Annotated in this window: 13 protein-coding genes and 1 pseudogene; 11 read left to right on the top strand and 3 right to left on the bottom strand. The window is 62.2% G+C overall.

Translation table 11 applies throughout. From position 1 onward, the window contains the following. The first annotated feature begins 144 nt into the window (after window positions 1–144). The 8 genes from dusB to hflX all read left to right on the top strand — a co-directional run bounded on the left by dusB (window position 145) and on the right by hflX (window position 10458). A complete protein-coding gene (gene dusB / locus NKH36_RS07935; RefSeq protein WP_352961016.1) occupies window positions 145–1173 on the top strand; it encodes a tRNA dihydrouridine synthase DusB in 1029 nt (342 codons plus the stop codon). Further along, window positions 1170–2312, top strand: a complete 1143-nt coding sequence (locus NKH36_RS07930; protein WP_352960603.1) for a two-component system sensor histidine kinase NtrB — start codon at window positions 1170–1172, stop codon at window positions 2310–2312. The genes dusB and NKH36_RS07930 overlap by 4 nt, the downstream gene beginning before the upstream one ends. Then, entirely contained in the window at window positions 2309–3769 is a 1461-nt protein-coding gene (gene ntrC, locus NKH36_RS07925) for a nitrogen regulation protein NR(I) (protein WP_023799224.1), read from the top strand. The genes NKH36_RS07930 and ntrC overlap by 4 nt, the downstream gene beginning before the upstream one ends. A 223-nt stretch (window positions 3770–3992) precedes the next feature. Then, a complete protein-coding gene (locus NKH36_RS07920) occupies window positions 3993–6278 on the top strand; it encodes a sensor histidine kinase NtrY-like (protein ID WP_352960605.1) in 2286 nt (761 codons plus the stop codon). Beyond that, on the top strand, window positions 6268–7629 hold the full coding sequence (ntrX, locus tag NKH36_RS07915; protein ID WP_123151463.1) for a nitrogen assimilation response regulator NtrX: 1362 nt from the start codon (window positions 6268–6270) through the stop codon (window positions 7627–7629). The genes NKH36_RS07920 and ntrX overlap by 11 nt, the downstream gene beginning before the upstream one ends. A 182-nt stretch (window positions 7630–7811) precedes the next feature. Beyond that, complete coding sequence (locus tag NKH36_RS07910) at window positions 7812–8675, top strand: D-amino-acid transaminase (protein ID WP_352960607.1); 864 nt, start codon at window positions 7812–7814, stop codon at window positions 8673–8675. Between the two features lie 145 nt (window positions 8676–8820). Continuing rightward, entirely contained in the window at window positions 8821–9066 is a 246-nt protein-coding gene (gene hfq, locus NKH36_RS07905) for an RNA chaperone Hfq (protein ID WP_006202172.1), read from the top strand. Next, window positions 9067–10458, top strand: coding sequence for a GTPase HflX (hflX, locus tag NKH36_RS07900; RefSeq protein ID WP_352960609.1), 1392 nt, complete (start codon window positions 9067–9069; stop codon window positions 10456–10458). It abuts the gene before it with no gap. A gap of 6 nt (window positions 10459–10464) precedes the next feature. Here hflX and mazG read toward each other — a convergent pair whose 3' ends face one another. Together mazG and NKH36_RS07890 are read right to left on the bottom strand one after the other, a co-directional pair. Next, the gene (mazG, locus tag NKH36_RS07895; protein WP_352960611.1) at window positions 10465–11289 is read right to left on the bottom strand and encodes a nucleoside triphosphate pyrophosphohydrolase; all 825 of its coding nucleotides are present in this window, start codon (window positions 11287–11289) and stop codon (window positions 10465–10467) included. Between the two features lie 88 nt (window positions 11290–11377). Beyond that, complete coding sequence (locus NKH36_RS07890; protein ID WP_352960613.1) at window positions 11378–12562, bottom strand: amino acid aminotransferase; 1185 nt, start codon at window positions 12560–12562, stop codon at window positions 11378–11380. A 72-nt stretch (window positions 12563–12634) separates the two neighbouring features. Between NKH36_RS07890 and NKH36_RS34805 the strand changes: the two are divergent. Further along, a pseudogene (locus tag NKH36_RS34805) lies at window positions 12635–12688 on the top strand (polyketide synthase docking domain-containing protein); the annotation flags it as partial. Window positions 12689–12741: 53 nt separating this feature from the next. Here NKH36_RS34805 and NKH36_RS07885 read toward each other — a convergent pair. Next, window positions 12742–13896 carry an OpgC family protein gene (locus NKH36_RS07885; protein WP_352960615.1) on the bottom strand — a complete coding sequence of 385 codons (1155 nt, stop codon included), beginning with the start codon at window positions 13894–13896 and terminating at the stop codon, window positions 12742–12744. Between the two features lie 353 nt (window positions 13897–14249). Between NKH36_RS07885 and NKH36_RS07880 the strand changes: the two genes are divergently transcribed. After that, complete coding sequence (locus NKH36_RS07880) at window positions 14250–14768, top strand: sigma-70 family RNA polymerase sigma factor (protein WP_352960617.1); 519 nt, start codon at window positions 14250–14252, stop codon at window positions 14766–14768. Window positions 14769–14776: 8 nt separating this feature from the next. Beyond that, entirely contained in the window at window positions 14777–15550 is a 774-nt protein-coding gene (locus NKH36_RS07875; RefSeq protein WP_352960669.1) for an anti-sigma factor family protein, read from the top strand. The last annotated feature ends 14 nt before the right edge of the window (window positions 15551–15564 follow it).

Here is a 15564-nt window from a genome sequence, read left to right as displayed (position 1 = left end):
GGACGCATAGCGATTTGGGCGCGGGTATGGGCCGAAGGCCAGCATTTTCCCAAATGCGCCTTATTGTGACGTCATTGCGCGTTGCACATCGCTGTCATTCTGGCTAGAGAATGTGCAGCAATAAAAAATGCTTGGTTTTTGTGCATGCTTGACCTGACCAAATTGGCTTCGCCGCTGGACGTGGGTAGTGTGAGAATCCGCAATCGCGCTTTTCTCGCGCCCATGTCGGGCATAACAGATGAGCCGTTCCGGCAGCGTGCCTATGCGCATGGCGCCGGATTGGTGGTGTCGGAGATGGTGGCGAGCGGCGAGCTTGCCAGGGGCAGAGCCGGTTGCGGCCTGCGCATCCGCCATTCCGGGCTGCCGGTGCACATGGTCCAGCTTGCCGGCCGTGAGGCAGCGCATATGGCAGAGGGCGCCCGTATAGCCGCGGGCGAGGGCGCCGACATCATCGACATCAACATGGGCTGCCCGGCCAAGAAGGTAACGGGCGGCTATGCCGGTTCGGCGCTGATGCGCGATCTCGATCATGCTTTGTCGCTGATTGAGGCGGCGGTCGGCGCCGTCGAGGTGCCGGTCACGGTGAAGATGCGGCTCGGCTGGGACGAAAGCGCGCTCAACGCCCCGCTGCTGGCGCGCCGCGCCGAGCAGGCGGGCGTCAAGATGGTGACGGTGCATGGCCGCACGCGTTGCCAGTTCTACCAAGGCAAGGCGGACTGGCGCGCCATCGCGCGCATAAAGCAGGCTGTGTCGATCCCGGTCGTCGCCAATGGCGATGTGGGCTCGCCGGCGGAGGCAGCAATGATCCTCGACCAGTCGGGCGCCGACGCGGTGATGATCGGCCGCGCGCATTATGGCGCGCCCTGGACGGCAGGCAGCATCGCGGCAGCCGCGGCAAAAGAGACGACGCTCGGCGGGCCCGAAAGTCCGCCAGCGCTGGCCGACTACATCGTTGCCCACTACGAGGACATGCTAACGCTCTACGGCATCGAAAGCGGCGTGCGCCAGGCGCGAAAGCATCTTGGCTGGTATCTCGACCGCCACGCCGTTGGCGTCGTTGATGAGCAGCGAAAGGCCATCCTCACCTCCTTCGAGCCCGTCCGCGTCCTTGCCGCGTTGCGTGAGGTGTTTTCACGCGCTGCCGAGGCGATGAACCTGCGGAGCGCAGCATGAATGCCACCGTTGCACAGAGCATGGATATGGCGGACGCCGCCCACATCGTACTCAACACCATCCGCCGCCCGGTGATCATGGTCGATGCTGAAGGGGTCATCACCTTCGCCAATGCCGATGCCGAAGATTTCTTCCGCTTGAGCGCGACCATGCTCGCCCGCAACACATTACCCAAGCTCATTCCCTTTGGCAGCCCACTGCTGACGCTTGTCGACCAGGTGCGCGAGCGCCGGGCACCCGTCAACGAATACCGGGTCGACGTATCCTCGCCGCGCCTCGGCATCGAGAAGGTCGTTGATCTCTATGTCGCGCCGGTGTCGGAATTTCCGGGCTCTGTCGTGGTGATGTTTCAGGAACGGTCGATGGCCGACAAGATCGACCGGCAGATGACGCATCGCGGTGCGGCACGCTCGGTGACCGGCCTTGCCGCGATGCTCGCCCACGAGATCAAGAACCCGCTATCCGGCATCCGGGGTGCTGCCCAACTGCTCGAACTGTCCGCTTCCGACGAAGACCGCGCGCTGACCCGGCTGATCACCGACGAGACCGACCGCATCGTCTCGCTGGTCGATCGCATGGAGGTGTTTTCCGACGAGCGGCCCATCGACCGCTATCCGGTCAACATCCATGTCGTGCTCGACCATGTGAAGGCGATTGCCAAGAACGGTTTTGCCAAGCGGATCAAGATATTGGAGGATTATGATCCCTCATTGCCTCCGGTTTTCGCCAACCGCGACCAGCTCATCCAGGTGTTCCTCAACCTAGTCAAGAATGCGGCCGAGGCCATTGGCGGCGATCCGCAAGGCGAGATCACTCTGTCGACCGCGTTCCGGCCGGGCATCCGTGTTTCCGTTCCGGGAACGCAGGGCCGCGTGTCGCTGCCGCTGGAATTCTGCGTGCGCGACAACGGCTCTGGCGTTTCCGAGGATATCCTGCCGATCCTGTTTGATCCCTTCATCACCACCAAGCCTAACGGGTCGGGGCTTGGTCTGGCGCTGGTCGCGAAAATCGTCGGCGAGCATGGCGGCATCATCGAATGCGATTCAACGCCGCGCGCAACCACCTTCCGCATCCTGATGCCAGCCTGGAAAGAAACGCCGTTCGGCACAGACGACGATGGCGAAGGAGACCGCAAATGACGGTTCGCGGCAATATTCTCGTCGCCGACGACGATGCGGCCATCCGCACGGTCCTCAATCAGGCGCTTTCGCGCGTCGGCCATGAGGTGCGCGTGACGTCCAACGCCTCGACGCTGTGGCGCTGGGTGGCGGCGGGGGAGGGCGATCTCGTCATCACCGACGTGGTCATGCCGGACGAGAACGCTTTCGACATGCTGCCGCGCATCAAGAAGGCACGGCCGGAACTGCCCGTCATCGTCATGAGTGCCCAGAACACGTTCATGACCGCGATTCGCGCCTCCGAGACCGGCGCCTACGAATATCTGCCGAAACCGTTCGACCTGACCGAGCTTCTCAACATCGTCAACCGGGCGCTTTCCGAGCCCCGACGGCCGAAGATCGACGCGCGGGCGGACGAGCCGCCGGAAACGATGCCGCTGGTCGGCCGCTCGGCCGCCATGCAGGATATCTACCGGATGCTGGCGCGCATGATGCAGACCGACCTGACGGTGATGATTTCAGGCGAATCGGGCACCGGCAAGGAACTGGTGGCGCGCGCGCTGCACGAATACGGCCGCCGCCGCGGCGGCCCGTTCGTCGCGATCAACATGGCGGCAATTCCACGCGACCTGATCGAATCGGAACTGTTCGGGCACGAGAAGGGCGCCTTCACCGGCGCGCAGAACCGCTCCACCGGCCGTTTCGAGCAGGCCGAAGGCGGCACGCTCTTCCTCGACGAGATCGGCGACATGCCGATGGAAGCGCAAACGCGCCTGTTGCGTGTCCTGCAGCAGGGCGAATACACCACCGTCGGCGGCCGTACGCCGATCAAGACCGACGTGCGCATCGTCGCCGCCACCAACAAGGATCTGCGCACGCTGATCAATCAGGGGCTTTTCCGCGAGGATCTGTTCTATCGCCTGAATGTCGTCCCGCTAAGGCTGCCGGCGCTGCGCGAGCGGTCCGAGGACGTTCCGGATCTCGTCCGGCACTTCTTCAAGCTCGGCGCCAGCGAAGGCCTGCAGACCAAGCGCATTTCCACAGGCGGCATCGAACTGATGAAGCGCTATCCGTGGCCAGGCAACGTGCGCGAGCTCGAAAATCTTGTCCGCAGGCTGGCCGCGCTCTATTCGCAGGATGAGATTTCCGCCGAAGTCATCGAGGCGGAACTGAAGACCGGCGAGAGGCCGGTCGTTCCTGGTGGCGGCAACCTCATTCCCGACGATCTCTCCATCGGCCAGGCAGTGGAACATTTCCTGCAGCGCTATTTTGCTTCGTTCGCCGGCGATTTGCCGCCCGCCGGCCTCTATCAGCGTATTCTCTCCGAGGTCGAATATCCGCTGGTCCTGGCCTCGATGACGGCAACACGCGGCAACCAGATCAAGGCTGCGGAGCTCCTTGGGCTCAACCGCAACACGCTGCGCAAGAAAATTCGCGAACTCGGCGTCAACGTCTACAAATCGACCAGGCAGGCTTAAAGCGACATCCGTCCGTTCGGACGTGCAAAGTTCGCACTAACACTTTGAGCTTGCGCATCGTGCTTTTCGAAAAAATCGATTCCGATTTTTCGGGCTGGTGCGACAGAGCGAAGTCTTTTCGGGGGATCGATCGCCGAAACAGTTCCGTCCAGGTCACACTTGTTGCATAATCGCCACAATGCGTTGCATACATCCGACGCAATCACTGGCTCTAGACGGCGACATGGCTTCACAGGCACCGACACCGAGCGAAACGCTTTTCAGCGAACCTGGCACACGGGACGGGCGCCGGCTGCTTGCGCTGCCGGGCGTGGTGGCAATTGCCGGTGCGCTGGTTACGGCAGCGATCTCCTTTGCCATTCTCGTCGGCGCTACGCCGATCACGCCGGACGAGAGGACGACGCTGGCGCTTATCGCTCTCAATGCGGCGTTCATCCTGTTCCTGATCGCGCTGGTCGGCCGCGAAGTGCATCGCATTTTGATGGCGCGCCGGCGCGGCAAGGCGGCGTCGCGGCTGCATGTGCGGATCGTCGCCATGTTCGCGCTGGTCGCCGCGATTCCCGCCATCATGGTGGCGATCATCGCCTCGATCACGCTCGATATCGGTCTTGATCGCTGGTTCGAGATCCGCACCAAGACAATCGTCAATTCGTCGCTGTCGATCGCCGATGCCTATGTGCAGGAGAACGCGCGCAATCTCCAGGGGACAACCCTGTCGATGGCTTACGATCTCGACGCCTCCCGCACACTCTACGGCCTCGATCGAACCGGCTTCCTCGATCTCATGAACAAGGAAGCAGTCGGACGCTCGCTGGCCCATGCCGCACTGGTCAGGCCCGACGGTTCATTCGTCATGAGCGCCAAGACCGACGCCGATTTTGCCATGCCGGAGCCGCCGGAAGGCGCCATGAGCAGTGCCGCCGACGGCAGGCCGGTGCTGATCGAGCCGAAGACGCGCAACATCATGGGCGCAATCGTTAAGCTGCGCGAGATCGAAGGGCTCTATCTCTACACCATCCGGCTCGTCGATCCCGAGGTGATCAAGGCGCGGCAGATTGTCAGATCCAACACCGACGAATATCGCGGTCTGGAAGCCAATCGCCGCACCTCTCAGGTGGCCTTCGCACTTCCCTACCTGTCGCTGACGCTGATCATCATTCTGTCCGCCATCTGGACCGGCATTGCCGTGGCCGACCGCCTGGTGCGGCCGATCCGCCAACTCATCGGCGCAGCCGACGAGGTCGCGACCGGCAATCTCGACGTTGCGGTGCCGGTTCGGCCCTCCGACGGCGACGTCGCCTCGCTCGGCGACACCTTCAACAAGATGCTGCTGGAACTGAAATCGCAGCGTAACGAGATTCTGTCCGCCAAGGATTTGATCGACGAGCGGCGGCGTTTTTCGGAAGCCGTGCTTGCCGGTGTCACCGCCGGCGTCATCGGCGTCGATCCGTATGGCATCGTCACCATCGTCAACCGCTCGGCCGAAACGATGCTGGCCATATCCGCCACCGCCGCACTCGGGCAAAACCTCTCCGCCGTGCTGCCGCATGTCGGCCGCGTCTTCGAGATCGGCCGCAAGTCGGGCAAGCCTGTCCACCGCGAGCAGGTGACATTCTATCGCGCCGGCACGGAGCGCACCTTCAACGTGCAGATCACGGTCGAGGCCGACGACGATGGTTCGGAGGAGAAATCCTATGTCGTGACGGTCGATGACATCACCGATCTGGTCCAGGCCCAGCGTTCCTCGGCCTGGGCGGATGTGGCGCGGCGCATCGCCCACGAGATCAAGAACCCGCTGACACCGATCCAGCTTTCCGCCGAGCGCATCAAGCGCCGCTACGGCAAGGTCATCACCGAAGACCGCGAGGTTTTCGATCAGTGTACCGACACGATCATCAGGCAAGTGGAGGACATCGGCCGCATGGTCGACGAGTTCTCCGCTTTCGCACGCATGCCCAAGCCCGAAATGAAGGCCCTCGATTTGCGCGAATCGTTGCGCGAAGCCTCATTCCTCGTCGAAGTGAGCCGCTCCGATATCACCTTCGAGCGCGTGTTCGGCAACGAACCGCTCAAAGGCACTTTCGACAGCCGCCTGATGGCGCAGGCTTTTGGCAATGTCATCAAGAACGCGGCCGAGGCGATTGACGGACTTGATCAAAAGGACCGCTCGCACGGCATAATTCGGATTCAAGCCGGGCGCCAGAATGGTGCGATTCGCATCGACGTCATCGACAACGGCAAGGGCTTGCCGCGCGAGAATCGCCAGCGATTGCTCGAGCCTTACATGACGACACGCGAGAAGGGCACGGGGCTTGGCCTCGCTATCGTCAAGAAGATAGTGGAGGACCATGGCGGCCGGCTCGAACTGCATGACGCGCCGGCGGACTTCCACGGCGGGCGAGGCGCGATGATCAGCATCATCCTGCCGCTTGCCGCCACTGTGCCGTCGCTCGGCGAAGGCAAGACGGAACACGAAAGAGAAACTGAAAAGGTCGGTAATGGCGTCTGACATTCTCATCGTCGATGACGAGGAAGACATCCGCGAACTTGTCGCCGGTATCCTGAGCGACGAAGGTCACGAAACCCGCACGGCATTCGATGCCGACAGCGCCCTGGCGGCAATCGCCGACCGGGCGCCGAGGCTGATTTTCCTCGATATCTGGCTGCAAGGCTCACGTCTGGACGGACTGGCGCTGCTGGACGAGATCAAGACAATGCACCCGAGCCTGCCTGTGGTGATGATCTCGGGCCACGGCAACATCGAGACGGCGGTCTCGGCCATCCGCCGCGGCGCCTATGACTTCATCGAAAAACCGTTCAAGGCCGACAGGCTGATCCTCATCGCCGAACGTGCAATTGAAACCTCGAAACTAAGACGCGAGGTTTCGGATCTCAAGCTGCGCAGCGGCGAAACCTTCGACCTGATCGGCATGTCGTCGGCGATGAGCCAACTGCGCCAGACCATCGAGCGCGTCGCGCCGACCAACAGCCGCGTCATGATCATCGGCCCGTCCGGCTCGGGCAAGGAACTCGCGGCGCGCGCCATCCACACGCTGTCGGCGCGCAAGAGCGCACCATTTGTCACGCTGAGCGCTGCCAACATCACGCCCGAACGCATGGAGGTCGAGCTGTTCGGCACCGAATCAAACGGTGTCGAACGCAAGGTCGGCGCGCTTGAGGAAGCCCATCGCGGCATTCTCTACATCGACGAAGTGGCCGACATGCCGCGCGAAACGCAAAACAAGATCCTGCGCGTGCTGGTCGAACAGCAGTTCGAGCGGGTAGGGGGGACCAAACGGGTCAAGGTCGATGTCCGTATCATCTCGTCGACCTCGCAGAACCTGGAGGCGATGATCGCCGACGGTCGTTTCCGGGAGGATCTCTATCATCGGCTGGCGGTGGTTCCGGTCATGGTGCCGGGATTGGCCGAGCGGCGGGAGGACATCCCCTATCTTGTCGACAATTTCATGAAGCAGATCGCCCGCCAGGCCGGCATCCGGCCGCGGCGCATCGGCGACGACGCGCTGGCGGTACTGCAGGCGCACAACTGGCCAGGCAACGTCCGCCAGTTGCGCAACAACGTCGAGCGACTGATGATCCTGGCGCGCGGCGATGATATCGATGCACCGATCACCGCCGATCTCTTGCCTGCCGAGATCGGCGATGTCATGCCGCGCACGCCCAACCAGTCCGATCAGCACATCATGGCGCTGCCGTTGCGTGAAGCGCGCGAACAGTTCGAGAAGGACTATCTGATCGCCCAGATCAACCGTTTTGGCGGCAACATCTCGAAGACGGCCGAGTTCATCGGCATGGAGCGCTCGGCGCTTCATCGCAAGCTGAAGTCGCTGGGCGTCTAATAGCCAATCCAATGGTGGCCTACGCAATTATCGGTTACGGCGCCGGTGGAATCGCATAAGAAAGCGCCGCGCGTCTTTTGGCACGGGCAAAGGACGCTGTAGCATTTTTGATTTTTGCGCATGACCCGGAAAATCGATTCCGATTTTCGGGGTCATGCGCTGACTTCTCCAGGGGTGACCTCATGCCGCGCATTGCCTATGTGAACGGGCGCTATGTCGCTCACGCCGACGCTTTCGTGCATATTGAGGACCGTGGCTATCAGTTCGCCGATGGCGTCTACGAGGTCTGCGAGGTGGCGCGCGGCTTCATCGTCGATATGCCTCGACATCTCGGACGGCTGAACCGCTCGCTGACCGAATTGTCGATCGACTGGCCGGTCACGCCGGGCGTGTTGCCGATTATTTTGCGCGAGGTGGTCCGCCGCAACCATGTCACCGATGGCCTGGTCTATCTCCAGGTGACGCGTGGCGTCGCCAGCCGTGACTTTATTTTCCCGGCGGCGGGCACGAAGCCGTCGCTGGTGGTGACCGCCAGGAAAGCCGACCCCGCTGCTGCCGCGAAGAGGGCCGAAAGCGGAATCAAGGTTATCACCGTGCCGGAGAATCGTTGGGACCGGGTCGATATCAAATCGGTCGGTCTGCTGCCAAATGTGCTCGCCAAGCAGAAGGCCAAGGAAGCCGGCGCCCAGGAGGCATGGTTCGTCGATACCGACGGCACCGTCAAGGAAGGTGGATCGTCGAACGCCTGGATTATCACCAGGAATGGCGTGCTGGTCACGCGTCCGGCCGAGCACGGCATCCTGCGCGGGATCACCCGCACCACGCTGTTTGAAGTGGCCGCCAAGCTCGGCCTGAAAATCGAGGAGCGCGGCTTTTCGGTCGCCGAGGCCAAGGCCGCGCGCGAGGTTTTCATCAGCTCCGCGACCACGATCGCCATGCCAATCGTGGCGATCGACGGTGCACCCGTCGCCAATGGCCATCCGGGCTCGATAACACTTTCCTTGCGGCAAGCCTTTTTTGACGTTGCGGAAAAAAGTCCAGCCTGATAACCGCACAGGTGGAATGAACATCAATATATCTCGTTCTGCTTGTCGTTATTGACGGCAAGATGGTGTTTGCGTGCTTGACACGTGCCGGGTAATTTGGCGCATTGGCTTGCAAACCGAAGGGGATCGGCGAAAGACAAGAACAATGGCGGAACGATCGCAAAATCTTCAGGACCTGTTCCTGAATTCAGTTCGCAAAAGCAAAAACCCACTCACCATCTTTCTCATCAACGGCGTGAAGCTGACCGGTGTGGTCACTTCGTTTGACAATTTCTGTGTTCTGCTGCGTCGAGACGGCCATTCCCAGCTCGTCTACAAGCACGCCATTTCCACGATCATGCCGAGCCAGCCGGTTCAGATGTTCGATGGTGAGGAAAGCCAGGGCGCCTGATTGGCACGTAAGAAAGACGCGGACCGCAGCGTTCGCGAAAAACCATCACATCAGCCGGGGACGGAAGCCGAAGGCCGGACTCGGGCCGTGGTTATTGTGCCCGTGCTTACCCGCCAGCCGCGCGGCGACGAAGAGACGAATCGTCCGCGCCTGACGCGGTCCGCCGAAGCTCGCCACGACGAAGCGGTTGGCCTTGCCCAAGCCATTGACCTCGACCCGATCCATACCGCGGTGGTGACCGTCAACGATCCGCGCCCGGCGACCTTGCTCGGCAGCGGCAAGGTTGCGGAGTTCGCCGAGATCGTCAAACAGGGCCATGCCGAACTGGTCATTGTCGACCATCCGCTGACGCCGGTGCAGCAGCGTAACCTGGAAAAGGAATTAAACGCCAAGGTGCTGGACCGCACCGGGCTGATCCTGGAGATTTTCGGCGAGCGTGCGCGCACCAAGGAAGGCACGCTGCAGGTCGATCTCGCGCACCTCAACTATCAGAAGGGCCGGCTCGTGCGAAGCTGGACCCACCTCGAGCGCCAGCGCGGCGGCGCCGGGTTTCTCGGCGGCCCTGGCGAAACGCAGATCGAATCGGATCGCCGTGCCCTGCAGGATAAGATCAAGAAACTGAAACACGAGCTGGAAACAGTGCGGCGCACCCGCGACCTGCACCGCGCCAAGCGCAAGAAGGTGCCTTTCCCGGTGGTGGCGATCGTCGGCTATACCAACGCCGGCAAGTCGACGCTGTTCAACAGGCTGACCGGAGCAGGGGTGCTGGCCGAGGACATGCTGTTTGCCACGCTCGACCCGACACTGCGTCGGGTGCGACTGCCGCACGGCACGCCTGTCATCCTTTCGGACACGGTCGGTTTCATTTCGGACCTGCCGACGCATCTGATCGCAGCCTTCCGGGCCACCCTGGAAGAAGTGGTCGAGGCCGATCTCGTCCTCCATCTGCGCGATATTTCGGACCCCGACACCGCCGCCCAGGTCGAGGATGTTGAGCGCATCCTTGCCGATCTCGGTGTCGATGCCGGCGACAGCAAGCGCGTCATCGAAGTGTGGAACAAGATCGACCTGCTCGACGAAGGCAACAGGGCTCGGCTTCTTGCCGATGGCGCCGATGGCAACAAGACGCCGCCGATTGCCATATCGGCCGCCACCGGCGAGGGCATCGATGTGCTGAAGGCGATCATCGAGACAAGAGTTTCAGGCGAACTGGAAACGCTGACTGTCACGCTCAAGGCTAACCAGCTCGGGCTCGTCGACTGGCTCTACCGCAATGGCGACGTCGTCTCGCGCACCGACAATGAAGACGGCGGCGTGACCGTCGCGCTCAAGGCGACGCAAAGCGCGCATGAAGAGATAGAAAGCAGATTACGCCGTAAAAACAACGGGTAATCGCTGTTACTTCGCGCTCTTGGCTTGCTGCCAAAGCGCCTCCATCTCGTCGAGCGTCGCCTTTTCCAGCGTGTTTCCGGACGCTTCCAGCGCTTGCTCGACATAGTGGAACCGCGACCGGAATTTCTCGTTGGTGCCGCTGAGCGCCGCTTCGGAATCAACCTTGAGATGACGCCCGAGATTCACGACGGCAAACAGCATGTCGCCGAACTCGTCCTTGATCGAAGCCGTATCGCCCTTCGCAAGGGCCTGGCGCAACTCGCCGATCTCTTCCTCGATCTTGTCGAGGATCGGCGTGGCCTCGCTCCAGTCGAAGCCGACGCGGGCCGCTTTTTCCTGCAGCTTGAGCGCCCGGGTCAAAGCGGGCAGGGCGACCGGTACGCTGTCAAGAAAACCGTTGCCATGATCCTCAGGATCGTGCCCGCGGGTGAGGCGGGCGTTTCGCTTTTCCGCTTTTTCCTCGGCCTTGATCTTCTCCCACATGCCCTTGGCCATGCCGGCGCTGCGCGCCTTCTCGTCGCCGAAGACATGCGGATGGCGGCGGATCATTTTTGTGGTGATGGCCTGGACCACGTCGCCAAAGGCGAATTCACCGGCCTCCTCGGCCATCTGCGCATGGTAGACGACCTGCAGAAGGAGGTCGCCGAGCTCGTCGCGCAGATCGTCCAGGTCGCCGCGCGCGATCGCGTCCGCCACCTCGTAGGCTTCCTCGATCGTGTAGGGCGCGATGGTCGAGAAATCCTGCTCGATATCCCACGGGCAGCCGGTTTCCGGCGCCCGCAGCGCCGCCATGATTTCGATCAGCCGGGAAATGTCTTTCGAGGGTTTCATCTGTCGAATGCTATCGTGCACCGATCACTCGGCAAACGCTGTCAGCCGGCAAGGGCGCATTCTCCACAGTTGCGTAGCGACGGTCGGCTCAATCGAGCACTGAGACAATCGCCTTGGCGAGCGCGTCCATGCCGTCCTCCGGCAGGCCGGCGACGTTGATGCGGCTGTCGCCGACCATATAGACGCCGTGCTCGGCGCGCAGCCGCTCGACCTGCGCTTCGGACAGGCCAAGCCGGGAAAACATGCCGCGATGGCTGGCGACGAAATCGAAGCGATCGGAATTGGACTGCCGCCGGAGCGCTTCGGCGAACTGCACCCGAAGCCGCAGCATACGTAGGCGCATCTCCTCGAGCTCCGCTTCCCAGTCGGCGCGCAGCGCGGCGTCTTCAAGCACGATGCGCACCGCGGCAGCGCCATGGTCCGGCGGCATCGAGTACATGGCGCGCGCCGCCGACAGCATCTGGCTCATTGCCACATCCGCCTGCGCGCTGTCTTTGGCCAGGATCATCGCCGCGCCGACGCGGTCGCGGTAGACCGCGAAATTCTTGGAGCAGCTCGAGGCAACGACCATTTCCGGAACTTTTGCCGCCAGCAGGCGCAAGCCGACGGCGTCGGCGTCGAGGCCCTCACCAAAACCCTGATAGGCAATGTCGACAAAGGGCAGCAGGCCGCGCTCGACCACAAGGTTGGCTGTTTCAGCCCACTGCGCGGTATCCAGATTGGCGCCTGTCGGATTGTGGCAGCAACCATGCAGCAGCACCACGTCGCCGCTCTTGGCGGTCGCCAGCGCACTCATCATGTCCGCGAAGCGAACAGCACCTGAGGCGGCATCGAAGTAGGGATATTCGCGTATCTGCAGGCCGGCGGCGCGCACCACCGGCATGTGGTTCGGCCATGTCGGGTCCGACAGCCAGATCGTCGCGTCGGATCGCGTCCTCTTGAGCAGTTCGGCCACCAGCCGTAGCGCGCCGGAGCCGCCGGGTGCCTGAGCCGCGCGGATGCGCGAAAACTCGGCCGCAGGGCCAAAGACCAGCTTCGCCATCGCTGTGTTGAAGCCGGTATCGCCAGCAAGGCCGAGATAGGTCTTGGTATCCTGGCTATGCAGCAACCGTTTTTCGGCTTCGCGCACGGCGCGCATCACCGGCGTTTTGCCATCGCGATCCTTGTAGACGCCGACGCCGAGGTCGACCTTGCCGGGGCGGGGATCGGCGCGATAGAGGCCGATCAAGGCAAGGATCTTGTCGGCTGGGGCAGGCTGGAGGTCTTCAAACATCGGCGCGGTTCCGGTGGCGGCGGAGTGATACGCAAATCAGCCGTGCTGCGCCAGCGGTTTCATTTGCACTAGGCTGAAAACCGCCAAACCAGGAGACAGAACGCAGAAATTCATAGCATGCCTTGAGGAAAGGCTCGCACGCGGCGAAAGCCTTGACGGCACGGCTCGTCGACGCCGTTCTATGACGCCAGCTTGAGGGCAGCAGACGGCAAGGCGGCGACAGGTTGCTGCTTCTTGCCGCCGCAACCGATCCGCTGCAGCCATTCGAGGTAATAGGCGAAGCCGAACTGCAGCGCGATGCCTGTCGAGATCAGGACTGCGTCGTAAAGGAGCCCGCCCGGGCTGACGACCTTCATGACCTGCGCGATCATGGCGAGGATCGTTCCGGCGATGAAGACCGGCAGCGAATGCTTGCCGAGAACCGCGAGCGGGTGTCCGGGCCTCGTCTTCGCCAGGTTGGAAAGCGCCGGGATCGCCACGATCAGATAGGCGATCGCCAGAATGTGCATGAGGCGTGACAGCGATAGGAATGTCTTGTCGAAGCCGGTCAGCACGGTAGGCAGGCCGGAGGCCGTCTCGATGCCCCACAGCGGCAGCCGCACCCAAATCAGCGCGCCGATCAGATATCCGACGGCCGCGCTCGCCATCATCCAGTTGAAGCGGATTTCGCCGCCGCGCTTGACATGCAGCATGCCGGCGATCCCGATGACGAAAAGAAACTGCCAAGAGAGCGGGTTCAGGAACCAGAAGCCGTCGCCGGGAAAATTCGAAGGCGCGATCTGGAAAATGCCGACGATGAGCCAGAGGAGAGCGGACGCAGCGAGCATCAGGCGCAGGCTGAACGTGCCGATCCACAGGAAAAGCGGCATCATCAGAAGTACGACGGCATACATGGAAAGAATGTTGTTGTAGCCGATCTGATGCCCGAGCGCGGCGATGCCGAGCAGCGCTTCCGGCGTGTCCTCGATGATCATCTGGATGTTGATCAGCTTCAAAAGATCGGGCCGCGAGAAATGCAATGCAGCCGCCGAGAAGATCGCCAGCGTCGCGACAGTGGTCATGACGTGGGTGACATATAGGACACCGGCACGCCGCCAGGCTTTCAGGGTGATGAGCAAACGGTTCCCCGGCTGAAACTTCAGTCCGTAGGCGAGCCCAACGGCAATCCCCGAAATCAGCACGAAGGCTTCGGCCGAATCGGAAAAGCCGAAATTCTTGTGCGTGAAATACTCGAAGATCGTCCCCGGGACATGGTTGACGAAGATCGTCAGTAGCGCTAGCGCGCGGAAGACATCGATGCGGGTATCCCGCTGGGTTGGCACATTGTTTGTCATGTCGGTCGATAATTCGTTGAACAAAGCGGGGCCCATAGGGGCCGTCGGCGAAGGGAGGATTCGGCGGTGAATGTTTCCTGCCTATAACTCGTAGGTGCCCCGAAAAAGATGACACCTTCGCGATTTTCCGTGTCACAAATTAATTCAGCTATAAACATCGAAATCCCCGGGGTGCTAAAAACCGCGCGGCGAATTGTGGCGGCTGAGAGGAGGGCTGCTCGTTTGCGGACAAAGAAGCCGTACGCGCGATGGTGGCATTGTACCGGTGATGCCAGACCTTCCCGGATCGTAAAAAACTCAAAGAGCGGGATTAAAAACCTGCCGTGCTCCGTAAACAGGACATGAGAGGGTCGATGCCACGCTTCGATATCATAGGCCAGCTTGGTTCCCTGCGGCGCTACGCGCGTTCGCTGACGCGCGACAGCGCCGAAGCGGAGGATCTGGTGCATGACGCGCTGGTGCGTGCCTATGAGCGGCGCGGCACATTCCGCTCCGGCGGGAACCTGCGCGCATGGCTGCTGTCGATCGTCCACAATGCTTTCATTGACGGTTTGCGGTCCCGCAAGTCCGAAGCGGCGCGCGTCGAGCAGGCCGGATATCTTGTCGACGCCAGCGTGCAGGCTCCCCAGGAGCATTCCGTCCGGCTGGCACAGGTGCGCGAAGCTTTTTTCAAATTGCCGGATGAGCAGCGTTCGGCGCTGCATCTCGTCGCCATCGAGGGACTTACCTACAGCCAGGCGGCCGAGGCCAGCGGCGTGCCGCTGGGAACGCTGATGTCGCGCATCGGCAGGGCGCGCGCGACGCTCCGCGAAATGGAGGACAAATTGCCGGCACGTGCGAAAAGCCACCTCAAGATCGTGGGAGGCCCGTGATGTCTGTGATGAGCGAACTGCGCGACCCGGTGACCGATGCCGACCTTGACGCCTATGTCGACGACCAGCTGGACGTTGCCCGCCGCATCGAGGTCGAGGCGTTTCTTTCCGCCCGTCCGGAGGCGGCCGCTCGCGTGATGTCCGACCTCAGGACGCGCGACGAACTGCGCGTAGCGCTTGCTGGATCCAGGGGCATGGCGCGGCCGGCAACGGCCGATGCGGCACGGCGGCTGGAGCGGGGGTTGGCCCGGGGTCGCGCCTTACGCACGTTGCAGCGGGCTGCGGCGGTCGCAGTCTTGGTGGCCGCGGGCTGGTTGGCGAACGGGATCGTCGGGCCGATATCGGTGACGAAAGTCGTCGCCTCGACCCAGCCGCCTGTCTATCTGGAGGAGGCGATCCGGGCCCACAGGACGACGATCATGCGCGAGGCCATGTCATCCCAGCCCGAAGCGCCGAATTACGATGCGGACGAAATCCGCGCCGCCACGGCGATCGTCATGCCGTCGCTGCCCAAGGGCTGGAAGGTCCGTGACGTGCAGATCTATCCGTCGCAGTTCGGCCCGAGCGTCGAGATGGCTGTCGAAACAAGGGACCTGGGGCTGGTCTCACTGTTCGCGATCAGGCCCGGAACATTCGACGTGGTCCAGCCGACCGTCGCCCCCTCTGGCGAAATTTCCTCGGCCTATTTCCAGATCGGCGAAGTTGCTTACGCAGTCGTCGCCCGAAGCGGTGTCCGCGATCTCGATCGCACCGCAGAAACGCTCGCCAACACGCTTTACTGACGCTCACAAAGGAG

Source organism: Mesorhizobium sp. M1312 (assembly GCF_040318115.1).
In the GTDB taxonomy this organism is placed as follows: Bacteria; Pseudomonadota; Alphaproteobacteria; order Rhizobiales; family Rhizobiaceae; genus Mesorhizobium.
The sequence above is the reverse complement of the archived record's forward strand: the minus strand, read 5'-3'. Positions and strand labels throughout refer to the sequence as shown.

Coding starts and splice junctions, on each gene's coding strand:
- dusB (WP_352961016.1), top strand. CDS start 145: ATGCTTGACCTGACCAAATTGGCTTCGCCGCTGGACGTGGGTAGTGTG.
- NKH36_RS07930 (WP_352960603.1), top strand. CDS start 1,170: ATGAATGCCACCGTTGCACAGAGCATGGATATGGCGGACGCCGCCCAC.
- ntrC (WP_023799224.1), top strand. CDS start 2,309: ATGACGGTTCGCGGCAATATTCTCGTCGCCGACGACGATGCGGCCATC.
- NKH36_RS07920 (WP_352960605.1), top strand. CDS start 3,993: ATGGCTTCACAGGCACCGACACCGAGCGAAACGCTTTTCAGCGAACCT.
- ntrX (WP_123151463.1), top strand. CDS start 6,268: ATGGCGTCTGACATTCTCATCGTCGATGACGAGGAAGACATCCGCGAA.
- NKH36_RS07910 (WP_352960607.1), top strand. CDS start 7,812: ATGCCGCGCATTGCCTATGTGAACGGGCGCTATGTCGCTCACGCCGAC.
- hfq (WP_006202172.1), top strand. CDS start 8,821: ATGGCGGAACGATCGCAAAATCTTCAGGACCTGTTCCTGAATTCAGTT.
- mazG (WP_352960611.1), bottom strand. CDS start 11,289: ATGAAACCCTCGAAAGACATTTCCCGGCTGATCGAAATCATGGCGGCG.
- NKH36_RS07890 (WP_352960613.1), bottom strand. CDS start 12,562: ATGTTTGAAGACCTCCAGCCTGCCCCAGCCGACAAGATCCTTGCCTTG.
- NKH36_RS07885 (WP_352960615.1), bottom strand. CDS start 13,896: ATGACAAACAATGTGCCAACCCAGCGGGATACCCGCATCGATGTCTTC.
- NKH36_RS07880 (WP_352960617.1), top strand. CDS start 14,250: ATGCCACGCTTCGATATCATAGGCCAGCTTGGTTCCCTGCGGCGCTAC.
- NKH36_RS07875 (WP_352960669.1), top strand. CDS start 14,777: ATGAGCGAACTGCGCGACCCGGTGACCGATGCCGACCTTGACGCCTAT.